22 protein-coding genes are annotated in these 17,995 nt (G+C 58.6%); 14 read left to right on the top strand and 8 right to left on the bottom strand.

Annotated features, from left to right (window positions below; all coding sequences use genetic code 11):
* Nucleotides 1–105 precede the first annotated feature (105 nt).
* The 5 genes from soxB (at nt 106) to ACYQ6M_RS02530 (ending at nt 5,741) form a co-directional block, all read left to right on the top strand.
* On the top strand, nt 106–1,800 hold the full coding sequence (gene soxB / locus ACYQ6M_RS02550; protein WP_460071952.1) for a thiosulfohydrolase SoxB: 1,695 nt from the start codon (nt 106–108) through the stop codon (nt 1,798–1,800).
* 33 nt (nt 1,801–1,833) lie between these two features.
* Nucleotides 1,834–3,108, top strand: a complete 1,275-nt coding sequence (gene soxC, locus ACYQ6M_RS02545; RefSeq protein ID WP_460071950.1) for a sulfite dehydrogenase — start codon at nt 1,834–1,836, stop codon at nt 3,106–3,108.
* Complete coding sequence (locus tag ACYQ6M_RS02540) at nt 3,092–4,213, top strand: c-type cytochrome (RefSeq protein ID WP_460071948.1); 1,122 nt, start codon at nt 3,092–3,094, stop codon at nt 4,211–4,213. The genes soxC and ACYQ6M_RS02540 overlap by 17 nt, the downstream gene beginning before the upstream one ends.
* A 93-nt stretch (nt 4,214–4,306) precedes the next feature.
* The gene (locus ACYQ6M_RS02535; protein WP_209017846.1) at nt 4,307–4,744 is read left to right on the top strand and encodes a DsrE family protein; all 438 of its coding nucleotides are present in this window, start codon (nt 4,307–4,309) and stop codon (nt 4,742–4,744) included.
* Between the two features lie 250 nt (nt 4,745–4,994).
* Nucleotides 4,995–5,741 (top strand): Crp/Fnr family transcriptional regulator, encoded by a 747-nt coding sequence (locus ACYQ6M_RS02530; protein ID WP_152505682.1) that lies wholly within the window; start codon nt 4,995–4,997, stop codon nt 5,739–5,741.
* A gap of 58 nt (nt 5,742–5,799) precedes the next feature.
* On the opposite strand, the gene ACYQ6M_RS02525 is transcribed toward ACYQ6M_RS02530, so the two are convergent.
* Nucleotides 5,800–6,162 carry a response regulator gene (locus ACYQ6M_RS02525; RefSeq protein ID WP_229005921.1) on the bottom strand — a complete coding sequence of 121 codons (363 nt, stop codon included), beginning with the start codon at nt 6,160–6,162 and terminating at the stop codon, nt 5,800–5,802.
* A gap of 186 nt (nt 6,163–6,348) precedes the next feature.
* Here ACYQ6M_RS02525 and ACYQ6M_RS02520 point away from each other — a divergent pair, with 186 nt between their 5' ends.
* Entirely contained in the window at nt 6,349–6,654 is a 306-nt protein-coding gene (locus ACYQ6M_RS02520; protein WP_055656123.1) for a hypothetical protein, read from the top strand.
* 325 nt (nt 6,655–6,979) lie between these two features.
* Here ACYQ6M_RS02520 and ACYQ6M_RS02515 read toward each other — a convergent pair whose 3' ends face one another.
* The 4 genes from ACYQ6M_RS02515 to ACYQ6M_RS02500 form a co-directional block, all read right to left on the bottom strand.
* Nucleotides 6,980–8,113, bottom strand: coding sequence for an AI-2E family transporter (locus ACYQ6M_RS02515; protein WP_460071946.1), 1,134 nt, complete (start codon nt 8,111–8,113; stop codon nt 6,980–6,982).
* A gap of 42 nt (nt 8,114–8,155) precedes the next feature.
* Entirely contained in the window at nt 8,156–8,584 is a 429-nt protein-coding gene (locus ACYQ6M_RS02510) for a hypothetical protein (RefSeq protein ID WP_023003219.1), read from the bottom strand.
* On the bottom strand, nt 8,584–8,928 hold the full coding sequence (locus tag ACYQ6M_RS02505; protein ID WP_023003218.1) for an ElaB/YgaM/YqjD family protein: 345 nt from the start codon (nt 8,926–8,928) through the stop codon (nt 8,584–8,586). Before ACYQ6M_RS02505 ends, ACYQ6M_RS02510 begins: the two co-directional genes overlap by 1 nt.
* Before the next feature lie 200 nt (nt 8,929–9,128).
* A complete protein-coding gene (locus ACYQ6M_RS02500) occupies nt 9,129–9,389 on the bottom strand; it encodes a DUF7218 family protein (protein WP_023003217.1) in 261 nt (86 codons plus the stop codon).
* Between the two features lie 357 nt (nt 9,390–9,746).
* On the opposite strand from ACYQ6M_RS02500, the gene ACYQ6M_RS02495 reads away from it, so the two are divergent.
* Nucleotides 9,747–10,262, top strand: a complete 516-nt coding sequence (locus ACYQ6M_RS02495) for a Dps family protein (protein ID WP_055656126.1) — start codon at nt 9,747–9,749, stop codon at nt 10,260–10,262.
* 112 nt (nt 10,263–10,374) lie between these two features.
* Nucleotides 10,375–10,608: a hypothetical protein gene (locus tag ACYQ6M_RS02490; protein ID WP_229004739.1), complete on the top strand. Its 234-nt coding sequence runs from the start codon at nt 10,375–10,377 to the stop codon at nt 10,606–10,608.
* A 70-nt stretch (nt 10,609–10,678) separates the two neighbouring features.
* Here ACYQ6M_RS02490 and ACYQ6M_RS02485 read toward each other — a convergent pair whose 3' ends face one another.
* Nucleotides 10,679–12,481 carry a sensor histidine kinase gene (locus ACYQ6M_RS02485; protein ID WP_460071942.1) on the bottom strand — a complete coding sequence of 601 codons (1,803 nt, stop codon included), beginning with the start codon at nt 12,479–12,481 and terminating at the stop codon, nt 10,679–10,681.
* 179 nt (nt 12,482–12,660) lie between these two features.
* On the opposite strand from ACYQ6M_RS02485, the gene ACYQ6M_RS02480 reads away from it, so the two are divergent.
* Complete coding sequence (locus ACYQ6M_RS02480) at nt 12,661–12,858, top strand: CsbD family protein (RefSeq protein ID WP_460071940.1); 198 nt, start codon at nt 12,661–12,663, stop codon at nt 12,856–12,858.
* 155 nt (nt 12,859–13,013) lie between these two features.
* Here ACYQ6M_RS02480 and ACYQ6M_RS02475 read toward each other — a convergent pair whose 3' ends face one another.
* Nucleotides 13,014–13,814, bottom strand: a complete 801-nt coding sequence (locus ACYQ6M_RS02475; protein WP_460073176.1) for a response regulator — start codon at nt 13,812–13,814, stop codon at nt 13,014–13,016.
* Nucleotides 13,815–13,999: 185 nt separating this feature from the next.
* Here ACYQ6M_RS02475 and ACYQ6M_RS02470 point away from each other — a divergent pair, with 185 nt between their 5' ends.
* From ACYQ6M_RS02470 to ACYQ6M_RS02460, 3 genes are all read left to right on the top strand, one after another.
* On the top strand, nt 14,000–14,206 hold the full coding sequence (locus ACYQ6M_RS02470) for a NepR family anti-sigma factor (protein WP_023003210.1): 207 nt from the start codon (nt 14,000–14,002) through the stop codon (nt 14,204–14,206).
* Nucleotides 14,203–14,757: a sigma-70 family RNA polymerase sigma factor gene (locus ACYQ6M_RS02465; RefSeq protein ID WP_023003209.1), complete on the top strand. Its 555-nt coding sequence runs from the start codon at nt 14,203–14,205 to the stop codon at nt 14,755–14,757. The genes ACYQ6M_RS02470 and ACYQ6M_RS02465 overlap by 4 nt, the downstream gene beginning before the upstream one ends.
* 160 nt (nt 14,758–14,917) lie before the next feature.
* Entirely contained in the window at nt 14,918–16,228 is a 1,311-nt protein-coding gene (locus tag ACYQ6M_RS02460; RefSeq protein WP_460071937.1) for a DUF2254 domain-containing protein, read from the top strand.
* Between the two features lie 141 nt (nt 16,229–16,369).
* On the opposite strand, the gene ACYQ6M_RS02455 is transcribed toward ACYQ6M_RS02460, so the two are convergent.
* Entirely contained in the window at nt 16,370–16,540 is a 171-nt protein-coding gene (locus ACYQ6M_RS02455) for a DUF1328 domain-containing protein (protein WP_023003207.1), read from the bottom strand.
* A 158-nt stretch (nt 16,541–16,698) separates the two neighbouring features.
* Between ACYQ6M_RS02455 and ACYQ6M_RS02450 the strand changes: the two genes are divergently transcribed.
* Together ACYQ6M_RS02450 and ACYQ6M_RS02445 are read left to right on the top strand one after the other, a co-directional pair.
* Nucleotides 16,699–16,884, top strand: coding sequence for a PLD nuclease N-terminal domain-containing protein (locus tag ACYQ6M_RS02450; protein WP_023003206.1), 186 nt, complete (start codon nt 16,699–16,701; stop codon nt 16,882–16,884).
* Between the two features lie 127 nt (nt 16,885–17,011).
* Entirely contained in the window at nt 17,012–17,941 is a 930-nt protein-coding gene (locus ACYQ6M_RS02445) for a PRC-barrel domain-containing protein (RefSeq protein WP_460071935.1), read from the top strand.
* Nucleotides 17,942–17,995 lie beyond the last annotated feature (54 nt).

The raw sequence follows: 17,995 nt of genomic DNA, 5'->3' as shown, positions 1-17,995 counted from the left end.
CAATGTCCCGAACGTGGGATAACCGGGGTGCACGGCGTCGCCGTGCCTCAACGGGAAAACTGTGCAACCGGCCGGGCATCGGCCGTTGGTTTGGAGTAACTGAGGATGTTCTCAAGACGTGAGTTCCTGATGGCGGCAACCGCGACAAGTGCCTTGCTCGGATCGGGCATGGCAGGATCGTGGTCGCGGCTGATGGCCCAGCAAGCCCTGACGGAAGACCAGCTCCTGGGGATGGACCCGAAAGGCAAGCTCACGCTGGTGCATATCACCGACATCCACGCCCAGCTGAAGCCGATCTACTTTCGCGAACCGTCCATCAACCTGGGCATCGGCGACGTTAACGGCAAACCTCCACACGTGACCGGTGCCGATTTCCTGAAGCTCTACAACATCGAGGCCGGGTCGCCGGATGCCTATGCGCTGACCTCGGAAGACTTCGTCTCCCTTGGCAGGAGCTACGGCAAGATGGGCGGCATGGACCGGGTCGCAACCGTGATCAAGCGCATTCGCGCCGAACGCGGCGCTGACAACGTTCTCCTGCTGGATGGCGGCGACACCTGGCAGGGCAGCTACACATCCAACGTCACCCAAGGCGAAGACATGATCACGATCATGAACTCGCTCGAGCCCGACGCCATGACCGGGCACTGGGAATTCACCTACGGCACCGACCGGGTTCAGGAAGTCATCGACAGTCTGCCCTTCGCCTTCCTCGGCTCCAACATCTACGACAACGAATGGGACGAGCCCGCCTTCGAAGCCTGGAAGATGTTCGAACGTGGCGGGTCCAAGGTCGCCGTCATCGGTCAGGCTTTCCCGTATACGCCGATTGCCAACCCGCGCTGGATGATCCCCGGCTGGTCCTTCGGCATCCGCGAGGAAGACATTGCCAAACATGTGACCGAGGCTCGCGACGAGGGCGCCGAAATCGTCGTGCTGCTGTCGCACAACGGCTTTGATGTCGACCGGAAGCTCGCCTCGCGCGTTGACGGTATCGACGTCATCCTGACGGGCCACACGCACGACGCCCTGCCGGAACCGGTCATCGTCAACAACACGCTGGTGATCGCCTCCGGCTCCAACGGCAAGTTTGTCTCCCGGGTCGATCTCGACATTCAGGACGGCAAGCTGGCCGGGTATGCCTATCGCCTGATCCCGATCTTCTCCGACGTCATCACGCCAGATGCGGACATGGCTGCGCTCATCGATGAGGTTCGCGCGCCTTACGAAGCGGACCTCGCCCGCGTTCTCGGCAAGACCGAGAACCTCCTGTATCGGCGCGGCAACTTCAACGGCACCTTCGACGATCTGATCTGCCAGGCACTTCTGACCGAACGCGACGCCGAAATTGCCCTGTCACCCGGCTTCCGCTGGGGGACATCGCTTCTGCCGGGCCAGGACATCACCTTCGAGGATGTCCATAACGCCTGCGCCATGACCTATCCGGCCGCTTACCGTTCGTCGATGACGGGCCAGATGCTGAAGGACATTCTGGAGGATGTCGGCGACAACCTCTTCAACAAGGACCCCTACTACCAGCAGGGTGGTGACATGGTCCGCGTTGGCGGCATGGGCTACACCATCGATCCCGGCAAGGAAATCGGCGAGCGCATCTCGGGCATGACCCTGCTCGCCACCGGAGAAGCCATCGACCCCGCCAGGGAATATGTCGTTGCCGGCTGGGCTTCGGTCAACGAGGGCACGGAAGGCCCGCCCATTTCCGAAGTCGTTGAAGCCTATCTCACAAGCAATCCCGTGGTCAGCCTGCCGGACAACCAGTCCGTCAAGCTGGCAGGATGACGCCTTTTCTTCAGAGATCCTGAGGACACGATCATGACTGACAAAACCAACTCCAAGACGCCGGGTCTTTCCAGGCGTTCCCTCTTGAAAGCAGGCTTCGCCGCAGGCGCCGTTGCAGGCACGGCTGGTGCCGCGCGCGCGGCCGGCGATCCATTGATCACCGAGATACAGGACTGGAACCGGTACCTCGGTGACGGTGTGCAGGCGCGACCTTATGGCACGCCGTCGGAATACGAGGCCCATGTGGTCCGCCGCGACGTGGAGTGGCTGACGGCCTCCACCGAGAGTTCGGTGAACTTCACACCGCTGCACGAGCTGGACGGCATCATCACGCCCAACGGCCTGTGTTTCGAGCGCCACCACGGCGGCATTGCCGACATCAATCCTGAAGATCATCGATTGATGATCAACGGTCTGGTCGACAGCCCCCTCGTCTTCACCATGGAAGACCTGAAGCGCTTCCCGCGCGAGAACCGGGTCTACTTCCTGGAATGCGCCGCCAACTCCGGCATGGAGTGGCGTGGCTCCCAGCTCAACGGCTGTCAGTACACACACGGCATGGTTCACTGCGTGATGTACACCGGCGTGCCGCTGAAACTGATCCTGGAAGAGGCAGGCTTGAAGACCAACGCCAAATGGGTGATGCCGGAAGGCGCCGATGCCTCGGCCATGACCCGGTCCATCCCGATGGAAAAGGCCCTCGACGACTGCCTGGTCGCCTTCAAGATGAACGGTGAGGCTCTGCGTCCCGAACAGGGTTATCCGCTGCGTCTGGTCGTGCCCGGCTGGGAAGGCAACATGTGGGTGAAATGGCTGCGCCGGATCGAAGTCGGCGACGAACCCTGGCACCAGCGCGAGGAAACGTCCAAATACACGGACCTTCTGGAGAACGGCAAGGCCCGCCGCTTCACCTGGGTGATGGATCCCAAGTCCGTCATCACCTCACCGAGCCCGCAGGCCCCGATCAGCCACGGCAAGGGACCGATGGTCATCTCCGGTGTCGCCTGGTCCGGCAACGGACGGATCAAGCGGGTGGATGTGTCGCTTGATGGCGGCCGGAACTGGAAAACCGCCCGCCTCGACGGCCCGAGCCTGTCGAAAGCCATGCATCGCTTCTACCTGGACATCGACTGGGACGGCTCGGACATGCTGATCCAGTCCCGCGCGATGGACGAGCACGGCTTCTTCCAGCCAACCAAGAACGAGCTGCGTGCCGCCCGCGGCGAAAACTCGATCTACCACAACAACGGCATCCAGACCTGGTATGTCAAAGCAGACGGAATGGTGGAAAATGTCGAAGTTTCTTAAAGCCCTCAGCCTTGGAACCGTGCTCGCCACCCTGCCCCTGCTTGTCGCGACGGCCCAGGCGGGAGATGCAGAAAAAGGCGAAAAGGTCTTCAAGAAATGCGCTGCCTGCCACGCGGTCGGGGAAGGTGCGAAGAACAAGGTCGGTCCGGAACTGAACGAGATTTTCGGCCGTACCGCAGGATCGCTTGAGGACTACAAGTATTCCAAGGCGATGATCGAGGCCGGTGATGGCGGGCTCGTCTGGGACGAGGCAACACTGACGACCTATCTGACCAAGCCCAAAGACATGGTCAAAGGCACCAAGATGGCCTTTGCCGGTCTGAAGAAGCAGGAAGACCTGGACAACGTGATTGCCTATCTGGCCACCTTCTCCAGTGCTGCTGCTCCCGCCGACCAGCAGGGCGCCGCAGAACCTGCTGCCACTGAAACGGAAACCGCCAGCGCCGACACGGCAGCGGAGGCTCCAGCCGCACCAGTGTCCGAAGTCCGTGAAGGTGGCATCTTCGGCCTTGGCCGTGTGGCGACGGAAGACGAGGTCGCCGCTTGGGACATCGACGTACGCCCCGACGGCAGCGGCTTGCCGGAAGGCTCCGGTACGGTGGCCGATGGCGAAGTGCTGTTCACGGACAACTGCGCCGTCTGTCACGGCGATTTTGGCGAAGGTGTCGGCCGCTGGCCGGTTCTGGCCGGTGGCCAGGACACCCTGACCGAGGAACGCCCGGAAAAGACCATCGGCTCCTACTGGCCGTATCTGTCCACGGTCTACGACTATGTCCGCCGCGCCATGCCCTACGGCAACGCCCGTTCCCTGTCGGATGACGACGTTTACGCGTTGACGGCCTATCTCCTTTACCTGAACGACATCGTCGAGGACGAGGACTTCGAATTGTCGAAAGACAACTTCCTGGAGATCCGTCTTCCCAACGAGGAAAACTTCATCGCTGACGATCGCGCCGAAGAGCCGCATTATGCTGCCAAGGCCGAACCCTGCATGAGCGACTGCAAGGACAGCGCGGTCGAGATCACCATGCGCGCCCGTATACTCGACGTGACCCCGGGATCCGTCGACGACGACGAGGCCTCCGGCATGGGAGGCGTCGACTGACATCGTTTTGCGGCAACGGCCCGTGAAAGAAAGGCCGCCCGCGCAAGGCCGCCGCAGGATATCCTGCGGCGTTAGGAGGAGGAAACGATGGGAATGTTTTCAAGACTGGCAGTGGCCGCTTCGGCCCTGCTGATGCTTGGCTCTGCCGTATTGGCAGACGACGGCATCCACAAGCTTGCCCTGCAGATCAGCGACAATGATCCGCAGAAGATGAACACCGTCTTGAACGTCGCGTCCAATGTGGCGCGCCACTACTCTGAAATCGGCGAGGAGGCCGATATCAAGATTGTTGCCTTCAACGCGGGCCTGCACATGTTCCGGGCGGATACGTCTCCCGTTTCGGATCGCATGAAATCCTTCGTGGAAAGCATGCCGAATGTCGCCTTTGAGGCCTGCGACAACACCCGCCAGGCCATGGCCAGGAACGAAGGCAAGGACATCGAATTTCTGGAAGGTGTCGAAGTCGTTCCCGCCGGTGCCGTCACTCTGATGGAGCTGGACGAAGACGGTTACACCATCCTGCGGCCCTAGACAGCCTCAAGACCCGCCGTGCGGACAGTTGCAAGGTCCGTACGGCTCGTCCCTTTCGGCATTCAGCCCGCCGGGACGCCCGGCTTTTGCATTTTCGCCATCAATTGTCAGCCGTTGCAGGACTTTCTTTTGCAAGCAGTATTCGCGTCCGGCATCGGACGGACTTGCTTTCCCCTGTTCTTCTGCCTCAAATGGGAACCAGCAGCAGTTCTAGGCGTTTTGATGGATTGCCAATGGAGATGCCATTTGAATGACCGAAACAGTCCCGTTTCAAACCAATTGCCAAACCTGCCCCCTCAGACGGAAATCCGTATTCCGCTCGCTGGAAGACAAGGAACTGGACTTCATTTCGGATTTTAAGACCGGTGAACTGATGGTCGAAGCCGGAGCGACCATTGTTCAGGAAGAGAACAAGAGCCCGCATCTCTACACCATTCTGGATGGGTGGGCGTTTCGTCACAAGGCTTTGGCCGATGGTAGGCGGCAGGTATTGAACTTTGCCCTTCCGGGCGATCTTGTCGGCCTTCAGCTTGCCGTCCTGAACGAGATGCAGCACACGGTCACCGCCCTTACCGACACCACCTTGTGCGTCTTTCAGCGCGACAGGGTCTGGTCGATCTTCAAGGACTACCCGAGCCTCGCCTTTTCAATGACCTGGATCGCAGCCCGCGAGGAACAGATCCTGGACGGGCACATCATCAGCCTGGGTCAACGTTCTGCCCTGGAACGGCTCGCCTATCTCATCCTGCATCTATACGACCGCGCGGAAACCATCGGCTATGCGAGCAATCAGGCGCTGGATGCACCGTTTTCCCAAAGCCATCTGTCTGATGCGCTTGGCATCACACCGGTTCACACCAGCCGTACGCTCCGCAAGCTTCAGGAAAAGGGGCTGATCAGCTGGGCCAAGGACCGCATCCGGATCCTGGACAGGGATGCTCTGGAAAAACTTGCCTCATACGAGAGCATGGCCGATGAGTGCCGCCCGCTCATCTGAGCGGCGGCCGACATCTTCACGTTTGCTTGAAAGGCATCTTCCAGCGAAAACGAGCGCGTCAGATCAGGGCGCCGATCTGGGCTTTGGTGTAGGGCTTGCTCAGGACCACCTGCCCCTCGAACGCCGTGGGCAGCGGGTCGAGATCGCTGTAACCGCTGGCGAAGATGAACTTCGTCCCCTTTTCCAGCAGCTGGCTGGCAAAAGCCAGGCTGGTATCGTCGCCGATCTTCACATCCAGAATGACGAAGCTGAACAGCTGAGCTGCCAGTGTTTCCGCCGCTTCCGCAAGATTTGCGAGCGTCTGCACCGGCGAGAACCCAAGCTCTTCCAGCATCATCTGCGTATCGAGCGCGATGATCGGGTTGTCTTCGACAACCAAGGCAGCGCCGCGCATTACCGGCACGGCATTTGGGGTTTCCATTGTCACGAGGGTTCTCATCGTCAGACTTGTTGACTTTCCGCACGATGACACGAAATCAATCGCTCCGCATTAACATAAGTTATCGCTGCAGTTAATTTTCCACTTTGATGTCAGCGTCTTCTGTTGTCGAAAAGAAGCGTGAAACCTTTTCTTAACTCGGGAGTTTACTAGGCGGAGGTAGACACCATGTTCACGCATCGCAAACGAATTCCGACCAACGCCCCTACGGCAATCGCCGTTGCCGCCCTTCTGGCTTCCAGCCTGATTGTGGCAGAACCCCTTTTCACCAATGAAGCGGACGCGGAAACCGCTCACAACAGCAACACGCCCGCACCGGTAGAAGTTGAACAGAAGGCCGCTCCCAAAGGCGACCTGAAGGTTGAACTTGCCGACGTGCATGGCCGCCCGATGCGCTGCGTCTCCGGCACGCGCGTAACCACCTGTACCGGCTGGCCGATTTCCCACGGCATGCTGGCATTCAATACCGAGTAAAGAGTTCATGACGCAAAATCGTTGAAAAGCCGCCTTCTCCAGGCGGCTTTTATTTTGTCTTGATCCATGACGACGAGCGACACGACCCCGCTGGAATGGCCCCACCCGGCCAGCAATCCGGCAAATGACAAATTGAGCGTTTCACCTGTTGGATCCTAGAACCGGTGCCACCCTCACCCACGACATGAGGCAATTGCTGCCTGGGCGTCACCTTCCATCCGCTCCTGAAAGAAGAAACCGGCGACAACGTTGAACCCGCGGGCATTTGAACGCCGGCATGGGTGGCCTTTGTCATGTCCGCGGGTTCGCGCAGGCTTGCGATTGGTCAGTGAGATGCGCCGGGCTCGGGCTCAGGTTCGGAACGCCCGGGCTCTTCGGACTGGTCTGTGTTGTTGATGATCTCCAGCACACTGACCACAACCAGCAGCAACGGCACGGCGATGAATCCGCCGATCGGTCCCCACATCCAGATCCAGAAGGCAATTGCCAGGAAAACCGCAAAGGGGTTCAGCGTCATGGTCCGGCCGAGAACGGTTGGCGTGACGAACTGCGCTTCGATCAGGTTGAGAACCAGATAGGCCAGCGGCGGCGTCAGGATCTCCACCGCCGTATACCCCGTCGCAAGTCCGATGCCGCTCATCACCAGGACCATGATCGCCGGCCCCAGATAGACGACGTAGTTCAAGACGCCGGCCAGCATCCCCCACAACAGTGGCGAGGGAACATCAAGCAGCCACATGGTGAGCGCCACGGCCACGCCGAGCCCCGCGTTGATGACGCTGATGGAGATCAGATAGGTGGAAAGACGCGCTTCGATTGTCCGAAATGCCGTCACAATGCAACGCCTGCCTTCACTGTCGGGAGACAGCTGGAGCGCTGCCCTGCGCAGATGCGGGCGCGTCAGCAGAAAGAAATAGAGACTTGCCAGGAACAGGACCACCTGGGCCATGAAGGCCGGTGCGAAATAGAAAACGCTTTCTACCGCGGAGTTATCATCGACACTCACCTGCATGCCGCCCTTCTGGCCCATGGCACTGCGAAGGTCTTCCTGCAGGCTCGCGACAGACGAAAAGAATCCCTGCCAACTGACCAGTTGCGCCTGCAGCCGTGACCAGATGAGCGGAAGCCTGTCGAGCCAGTCCGACAGCGGTACGACGAAAGCCGCCCCGGCGGTCAGCATCAGAGCGATAAAGACGAGCACCATCCCCCCTGCCGAGAGCCAGCTCGGCACGCCCAGGCGAGACAATCTTTCCATGGGAAGTCCGAAGATCGTGCCGACAACCACCGACAGGAAAACCGGTGCGAAAAACACTTGGGCAAGATCAAGGGAAGCAATCACCACGATGCCACACAGGATGGCCGCCGAGTAGCGGACAACCGGGTCCGATCTGACAGCCTCGCCTACTGTTACGGGGGGAACAAGTCCTGTTACTGCGGGTCGGTCTGGCTGCGCTGTCATTACTGTTTGCTCCAGTGGCCGGCAAGAAGGCGCGGCAATGGGTTAGCCGCGCTCTTCGTCACCTCGTGCCTGCGCTGCCAGAAAGGCCAGACCGCCCAAAGCGGCGGTGATCATCAGGCCTTTTGATTTTGTGAGCTGTGGCAGAACGGAAATGGCAGCAGCCAGGCCCAGTCGCTGCGCAGCCTGACTATGCGCCTTGCGTCTTCGGTCCTTGTGCTTCAGGAAGCTGAGCACCGCCACGAAGACCAGTCCCGTTACGGCCATGAAGACGGCAATCAGCAAAGCCGCCATCGCAGGGCCGAACACCGGCGCCAGAAAGGCGCCGGCTGCCACCACGCCGGCCACATAGGCTGTCGCGAAACAGACTGCCGCAATGCCGCCCAACACGGCATTGCGCTTGGCACGGTGAACCATGCCATTGAAGTCTCGCGAAACAGCCCCGAAGGCCAGCGGAAGGGCGCGCAGGAGCATCAGCGGCGCACCAGCGCTGCAATCAGGAAGCCGACACCGGCGGCAATGCCGATCGACTGCAGCGGACGACGGCGCACTTCAGCAACGAAGGCGCGTTCGTAATTCTGCAGCTCAGCAGACAGATCGCTCAAGGCGTCCTGGGACAATTTGGTCAGATCCTGCCCTGCTTCGGCGGCCTTGGTCTTGTATTCATCCGTCTTGCCCGCGCCGTACTTCTTCAAGGAGCCGGCGAGAGAGGCAATATCGCCGCGAATGCGTTCGATGTTTTCCTCGATCTCACGAGCGCTAACGGTGTCATTGGCAGGATTGGCGGTCGATGCCGTGGCAGTCTTCGCAGTTGCCATCTTGTCGCTCCTGTTTTCAATCGCGTGAGGCCCTGATGACGGGCGACACGCATCGCGTGAATGGAATCAAGCCCGGAATTCGGACACTTGGACACCGCGCTGAACCAAATTGCGCGGTCTGGCTTGTAAACGGCCTTGCGCTCATTTGGTTCCAGACAACACAGCATGAATTGTTGCAGCGCCGTCTTCACGGCTGCCTGTCAGCCGCGCAAGGCCTCGATCAGATCGGATTTGTTCATTGAAGACCTGCCGCTGATGTCGAGCTCCTGTGCCCGTTCATAAAGCGCATCCCTGGTCCAGGTTTCATAAGGTGCGGCCTTGCCACCCTTGCGCGACGGCGCTTGGTGGTCGTTTGCCTGCGCATTGGCAATTCTCGCCGACTTTTCCTTGCTGTAGCCCTTGTCGCGCAGGGCGTCGTAGGTGTCTTCCTTCTTGATGCTGGAGCTGTTTTTGGAAGCCATGGTCGTGTCCTTTCATTTGTTGTTCCGCTGTTTTCAAAACAACCTCAAATGAAAAACGCCGTCTCGCGCGGGATCGTTCCAATATCTCTTCGATGAAAGGACTGGATATAGATCCTTTTATCGAAGTGATAAAAATGAACTATGCCGCCCGAAAGCTCAGACTTATAAAAAATACAAATGCTATTCTTGAAATAATTTCAGATCACATTTTCCATACTGTCAAAAATCGAAATATTTTCAAAAACATGGAACTGAGGACGAGCTGAAGACTTTTCCTATCGAACGTCCGGGCCACGCTCTTGTCAGCAGCACACCCGGACACATCGATCGCCAATCGAAAGCACGAAAGGAAGAACTATGTCGACGTCTCAGGTTCTGAACATCGAAACCCCGAAGGTCGACCCGATCAAGACGGGTGTTTCTGCCGAGGTGCGCGAACAACTGGCGAAGCATCTCTCGGTCATTCTGGCCGAAACCTATATGCTCACGGTGAAATCGCACCTTTATCACTGGAACGTCGTTGGACCGCTGTTCAAGTCGATCCATGACCTCACCGAAGAGCACTATGAAAATCTCTTTGCCGCGACAGACGACCTTGCCGAGCGCATTCGTGCCCTTGGACACCGGGCGCCGGTCAATGTCGACGAAGGCAAATTGAACCTGACCGTCAGCCTGCCGGCCGGCGGCATGCCCAATGCCTTCGAAATGATCGAGGATCTGGTTCGCAGTCATGAAATGATCGCTGCCGAAATGCGCGACATGGCAGCCTACGCCGGCGACAATAGCGACCCGGTGACAGAAGATCTTCTGACCCAGCGCATCACGTTCCACGACAAGGCAGCCTGGATGCTGAGGGCCGTCATTACCGAATGACCGTTCCTCACCCGCATCCCGGGTAACTTGCAAGACGACAAAGGTCCGTCTGCCGCAAGACGGCAGGCGGCCTTTGGCGTATGCACCAACTCAGTTTCAACCGTGTGATACCATGATCAGCGTATCGAAACGATTTGCCGGGTTCCGGACGCCTGCAAGCGTCCTGGAAGACCGGCACCTGTCGAAAGAGCAAAAGCGGACAGCCCTGCTGGCCTGGCGGGCCAGCCTGCGCAAGGCCCCCCAGGCGGTTTCTCGGGACGGCCGGTCTCCAGCCGAACTGATCGAAGAAATCGACGAGGCCCTAAAGGCGCTTCGCCGCGAAAAGGCTGCGCGCGGAAAAGGTTAGTAAAGCTTCGCTCGTCGCAGGACGTAACGCACCTCTCCCGGCCCTGCCTGCAGTTTACGGCACGGGCGCTCTAAGAACTTGTCTTCCTGACCGGAAACTCGATGACGCAACGCACGCCTTCCGGAGCGAAGTCGATGGTGACGTCGCCGTCGAGCGCCGGCCCCACCAAACGTTCCAGCAGCATTCGCCCGAAACCGTTGCGCCTTGGCGGCACAACTTCCGGACCGCCACGTTCCTTCCAGACCAGCCTGATCCTTCCGTCTACGGTCGTCCACGACACCGACAGTTTCCCCCCGAGCACTGACAAGGCGCCATATTTGGCGGCATTGGTCGTCAGCTCATGCAGGGCAAGGCCAAGGTTCTGGGCCGCATCCGCCGTAATCGAATGCGGATCGCCTTCGATCTCGATCTGCGGGCTCCCCGGGTCGATCGATTGCGCCAGATGCGCCAGCACAAGTTCTTTCAGGTCAGCGCCATACCAGGACTGCGACACCAGCAGATCATGACTGGCCGCCATCGCCTGAAGCCGTGCGGCAAAACTCTCGACAAAATCCTCGGTGTTGTCCGAACGCGCCGCTGTCTGGCGTGCCATCGCCTGAATGACTGCAAGCAGGTTCTTCGAGCGATGCGTCAGTTCCCGCATGACGAGATGCATCTGGCGTTCGTTTTCCCGCTTGTGGGTCAGGTCGATGGAGATGCCGATCAGGCCGGTGATCCGGCCTTCCTTGTCGCGCGAAGGCTCCATGCGCATGTTGTAGCTGCGATTGACTCCGTTCATGTCCATGTCGAATTCGATGACGGCGCTTTCGCCTGTCTCGAGGACCTTCTTCTTAACCGGAATGAGTTTCAGCTGATCTTCTTCCGGAAACAGCTCATCATCGCTTTTGCCGATGAAGAAATCCGGTTTGAAACCGGGCGACGGATTGACGACATGAATATATTTCAGGTCCAGGTCCTGTTCGAACACGGTTGTAAGCGAACCGTCGAGCGCCTTTTCGAAACGCCGGTTCGCCTCCGCGAGCTGACTTGCCAGCGAAGCGAGCCGGATCTCATAGAGGTTCTTCTCGGTCATATCGATGGCCGTGCACAGCACACCATCAATTTCACCACTGCTGTCACGTGTCGGATGCACGATCAGGTCCAGCGAAATAGTTCCCGTTTCTTCACTGTCGAGCGCGAAGAAGGTAGATGCCGTCTCGCCGGTTTCCAGCACCTGGCGCTTGACCGACTCCAGTTCCGCCGCGGTCTCTTCCGGCAGCAGATCCTGATCTGTACACCCGATGACGTCATCGGCTTCCTTGCCGAACCGCGGATTGTGGATCCACGTGTAGCGCAGATCTTTGTCCTGGGTGAAAACGGAGATGTTGGATCCGGTCAACGCGGTCTCGAACCGCTCGTTGATCCGCCTTATCTCCCGCCGCGATCTGCCGACCTTGTCGGAAAGCTGGAGATTTTCAGCCTTCAGAACATCATTGGCCCGCTCCAGATCCTTGAGCGAGGGAATGGCCAGCAGCATCGGCCGGACCCGCCAGACAACCACTGCAGTTGCCACAGAGACAAGGGCTGTTACCAGCTTGATCAGACCCTGTGCACCGTAGATCGGCCACCAGAGCGTTACCAGAGCTGTCAGATGGGTCAGCGCACACGCCAGAATGAAGGCGATGAACAGGTAACCGATCTTGCGGGAATTGCCTTGAATATCCGGACGCTTGCGCAGAAATCCGAAGATCATCAGGGGAATGGCAATATAGGCCAGCGCAATCAGGGCATCGGAGATCGCATGAATGGCCACGAGATCCGGACGCCAGAGCAGGCAGTATCCATGCGGCATGAAGGCGGCCGCACCAAACAGATAGGACACGATTTCAGACATTTCGAATTTGCTCCGTCATCCGGGCATGTAAACTTTCGCGGCCGTCCCGCATCGGAAAAGCCGCTCCCGCGCCGGTGCGCCAGCAAACAGTCAAAGCTGGCAGCAACCGCAATTCATTCGGAACCTTTGACCTCAGGAACCGTTTTCCAGATGTCAGAAAGACAAGGAGAAAACGACCGATGAATTGGGACCGGATTGAAGGAAACTGGAAAGAATTCAAAGGCAAGGCCATCACCCAATGGGGCAGGCTGACCGACGATGATGTGGATCGTGTTGCCGGCAAACGGACCGAACTCGCAGGTCTGATCCAGCAGAAATACGGCAAGACCCGTGAAGAAGCCGAGCGGGAAATCGATACCTGGATCTCGCAGCACTGATGGAAGAAGGCGGGCAATGCCCGCCTCTTCCTCCCGCTACGGGATCTATCGTTATCGCGCACTGAAGGGCAGACGCCGAAAACGGCATCTTGCTTCGCTCTCGAAGAACGAAAGCAGTGGAACACGCCCCCCGTGCTCATCGCGCAGCGCTGCCCTCAGGCAGCGGCCACCTCTTCCACCCCTTTGAAGAACAGCGCCTGGCTGATCCCCGCCTTCACCGTATTCGGATTGAACGGCTTGGTGATAAGGAACGTCGGCTCCGGCCGTTCGCCTGTCAGAAGACGCTCGGGGAACGACGTGATGAAGATGACCGGAACCGACATTTCGGCAAGGATATCCTTGACCGCATCGATGCCGGACGAGCCGTCGGCAAGCTGGATATCGGCAAGCACAAGACCCGGGGCCTGCGCCTTTGCAGCTGCGATGGCATCGCTCGCTGTCCGGGCAACGCTGGTAACGCCATGGCCGAGCGACTCCACGATCTGGATGAGATCCATGGAAATAAGCGGCTCGTCCTCGATGATCAGCACATCCGTCTTGGTCTGCCTGTCAATTTCCGCGATGGCATCCTGGACGAGCTGGGTCACTTCATTTTCGTTACGCTCGATGATGAGGGCGGTTTCGGGAAGCGAAAACCCTTCCAGTGTGGACAGCAACAGGGTCTGCCGGCTTTCGGCCGCCATGGTCGCCAGCCGCTGCTGAGCGGTCTGCTCGAAGATGGAAACCGTCCCGTCATTCGCGATGGGCGGAACGACGCTCGCGTTCCAAAGGACATGGAAAAGCCGGTACAGACCGATTTTCACGCCATGAGATGTATCGATAATGGTCTGATCTGCCACCAGCGCCTGCAGGCAGGCCCTGACATAGGCATCGCCACTTTTCTGACTTCCCGCCAGTGCTCTTGCATATCTACGCAGATACGGCAGGAGCGGCGCGATTTCTTCCGAAAGGCTCACGGACATAAATTAGTTCCTCAATAGTTGCCGCCTGAAAGCGGTCGACGGGCCCGCGTCGAGCGCACCCATAAGTTGGAAATGCATTCGGCAAAAAAAAGTTCCATACTCGAGGAACTTTTTTTTTGCCGCCGCGTTTACGTCGCAAATCAGCCTATCGTCGAAGACGCAAATATCGGGAATCTGCCATGGCAAGCAAGCTTAACCCAAGTCGGCCCAACGCCGGATTTGGTGTAATAACACCGGCCGCCGGAGCCAAGTCCAAAGAAGACTGGATCGGCAACCAGCTCAAGAAGGTTTACGACGAGGCCCTATCGGAAGACATACCGGATGACATGATGGACCTCCTGTCCGCCTTGGACGACAGAGGCTCTGACGAGGAGGCCGCCGAATGAACGTCGCAAAGTTCAAGCAGGATCTGGTCGACGCCATACCGCGATTGCGCGCCTTTGCCAGATCGATCAGTGGTGACCGCGACCGTGCGGACGATCTGGTCCAGGAAACTCTGGCAAAGGCGATCGCCAACAAAGACAAGTTCACCGAAGGTACCAACCTCACCGCCTGGCTGATTACCATTCTCCGTAACCAGTATTATTCCGTTGGCCGGAAGATGCAGCGCGAGGTCGCCGACCCTGACGGTGAACACGCCGCCAGCCTGGAAAGCAAACCGCAACAGGCAGGCCATCTGGAACTGAAGGATTTCCTGAGCGCCCTTCAGGTTCTTCCGGACGACCAGCGTGAAGCCCTTATCCTGATCGGTGCCAGCGGCTTTTCCTATGAAGAAGCAGCCGACATCCTCGGCGTGAAGGTCGGCACGGTCAAAAGCCGCGTCTCCCGTGCACGCCTTCGTCTGGATGACCTCATGAACGGGACCGAGAAATTTGAACGGTCCGAAATCGCCGCCGCCGAATCCGCCTCCCTGATCAGGGATGCCCTGTCCGTCTGATCATTCTCATCTACACCGGAACCTTTCCGCTTCTGCGTCCGTTACAGGCCGGCGCACTGCATCCGGTGTGATCAGGCAAGTCGGTTGGTGCACGACAGCTAACAATGACCGGCAGGGTTCCATCGACGATGGAACCCTGCCGGTTTGAGGGGGAACGGGAATGGATCTGGCCTATCGGGAAAACGCCCGCGAACAAGCCCTCGTCCGTCTGGCCAAGGGCTTTCTGTTCATCCCCGTCTGCATAACACTTCTGGGGGCTGTCCTCGCATTCGCAGCCTTCCTGATCGATGATCTGCAACTCCTGACCGGTGTCTTCGACTTTTTCGGCTACAGCTCCATCAGCATCGATGGTGCCCGCTCGGTCCTGTCGACCATTGCCGGCGCGATGATGTCGGTCATCAGCCTTGTGTATTCGCTGACGCTGGTCGTATTCACACTCGCCGCAGGCAATATTTCGGCCCGCCTGCTGGAAACCTTCGCCAGCAACAGAACCACCCAGATTACCATCGGCCTTCTGGGCGCGACCTTCCTTTATTCCATGCTTGTCCTTTTCGGTGTCGACGACACCAAGGATCTCCGGTTTTCCGTCATCCTCTCGATAATCCTCGCCTCCAGCAGCTTTTTCTGGCTGGTCTATTTCGTCAACGACGTTGCCGGCCGTATCCGGGTCGACGCAGAAATCGGCCGCATTCATGCAGCGTTGCGATCCTCGATCGACGAGCTTCTGGCGCACGAACCGCGTGAAAAGCCGAATGACCGCGAGGAGATACCCGACCTGCCGGTCTGCACCTTCAAAGCGGCGCGCAGCGGCTACATCACCTTCATCGACAGCGAACGGCTGATAGACATCGCGAAGTCTCTCGACGGTTTCATCGAGGTGTCCGTCATTCCCGGTACCTACGTCATCGAAGGCATGCCGATCGCAAAGGTGCGCACGGAGGCCGAAGAGCCTGATCTGAAACCCTTGAACGGGACCTTCAAGATCGAAAAGGCCCGGGCTCCCGAAGGGGATATCCAGTTTTCGGTGCACCTGATGGTGGAGATCGCGCTGCGTGCGCTCTCCCCCGGGGTCAACGACAGCTACACCGCGATCAGCGCGATCGATCACCTGTCGGCCTCCACCGCGCGGATCCTGCAGCGCGGCGCTCCAAGCTCGCTCATTACGGATGACGACGAGACCCCTCGCCTGTGGTTGACGATCCTGGAAGTGCACGATCTCCTGGACACGGCGATCAGTCCGCTCAGGCAGGCGTCAAGAGGCAACATCCTGGTGCTCGACCACCTCATTTGCGCTTTGGAAAAGGCGTCTCTGGTCTGCCGCAAGGAGCACTTGCACCTTGTCTCGAGGCAGCTGTTCAATATAGCCCAGGATGCAGTATTCTCGATCGAGAGCAGACCGGACAGGCAACAGATCGCCCGCCGGCTCTGGACTGCCCGCAATACGCTGCGCATTCAGGCCGAGGCCCGCTAGCCACCGGATACCGGCAAGGCGACTGAATCACCTAATTCATTGAACGAGGAAAGCGTTGTCTTGTCAGGCGTTTGACGTCGCCTGAATGCCTGTTGGGGAATGCACAAAAAAGGGCGCCGAAGCGCCCGTTTTGTTCTCGTGTCAGACCCTGCGGCCTCTGATGGCATGTGCGACTGCCGAAATCAGGAACAGCGCAATGGCGACAAAGAAGATCAGTTTGGCAATGGAAACCGCAGTACCGGCAATACCGCCAAAACCAAGTACGGCTGCAACAATAGCAACCACCAAGAACAATAATGCCCAGGAAAGCATAGCAACCTCCGATATTTGAGATACGGAGATGAAACGCCTCGTTTTCGAAATCGTTCCAAATATTTTTGAAAATTATCTCGAAAACTTCAAGACCACCACAGGGAACCTTCTTCGCGCCCGGCCGTTTCCGTCACAGTCACCAGCATCGGAGATCTGTCATGGAATATGGAATTGTCGGCCTGTTGATCCTCATCCTGGACGTCTACGCGATCATTCAGGTCCTCGGAAGCGGCTCCTCCACTGGGGCAAAGCTGCTTTGGGTTCTCGGGATCCTGATTTTCCCGGTCGTCGGCTTTATTGTCTGGCTGCTGGCCGGTCCGAAAAGCGCAGGCAAACTCGCCTGATTTTTTCGCGTCGCGGCTCAACGCCCCCCAGGCGCAGCCGTGACGCCTTCTCCCGGAACTTCCCGAAAATTCAACCATTTACCTACTGCACTTTCAACTTTTCAGAACACGAAAGGGAGATGCTGAAATGCTTCGCCATCTACTCGCCACCACCGCAATCGTAGCAGCCATTTCAACGGCGGCTGTTGCCGGTGAGACCGCTGCGATGAAAGACGGCGGTCAGGCCGGTGCAAGTGATGACACCGGCGTATACGAATTCGAACTCCACACCCTTGCACCGGAAACGACCACCGGCATTCTCGCCACCAACATGGTCGGCAAGCCTGTGGTGACCAGCAGAAATGCTGAAGGGGAAGAAATCGGCGACATCAACGACGTGGTCGTCGGCCGCGACGGCTCCGTGCATGCGGTGATTGTCGGTGTCGGCGGTTTCCTCGGCATTGGCGAAAAGGAAGTCGCCCTCGATTTCGCCCGCCTCAACTTCGTGGCTGGTGAGGACAAACGGCTCATCGTCGTCAGTGACGTCTCGCGCCAGGAACTGGAAGCGGCAACCGCCTATGAACGCCCGGATTACATCCCGTACTGGATGACGACGGAAGGTGCGCGCGAGCAAATGGACAAGGTCACCGAAAACGCCAGGTCCACCTATGAGACCGTGCGCAAGGAGGCCATCGACCCTGCAAGGCAGCAGCTGGATGACGCCATGTCCGACGGCTGGACCGAGGAAAAGACCGAGGTCGATGCAACCAGCGTTTCCACGGACGAGCTGATCGACTCAACGGTCTACACCAACCAGGACACAAACATCGGTGAAGTCGCCGAGGTCCTGATCGGCAAGGACGGCAAGGCCCAGGCCGTTGTCATCGATGTCGGCGGTTTCCTTGGCTTCAACGCAAAGCCGGTTGCCGTTGCCTTCAACAGCCTGAAGATGTTCGAAACGGAAAACGGCGACCTTCTGGTCACCGCCCCTTTCACCAAGGAAGAGCTTGAGAATGCGCAGACCTATGAGCCTGCCACCTACAAGGCCAATCCGGATGCGGTTCTGCTGAAAGGCTGAACGGCTGTCTGAAAGACACCAAGGAAACGGGTCGCTTCGGCGGCCCGTTTTTTT

The organism is Roseibium sp. ROS1 (genome assembly GCF_054658215.1).
The sequence above is the reverse complement of the archived record's forward strand: the minus strand, read 5'-3'. Positions and strand labels throughout refer to the sequence as shown.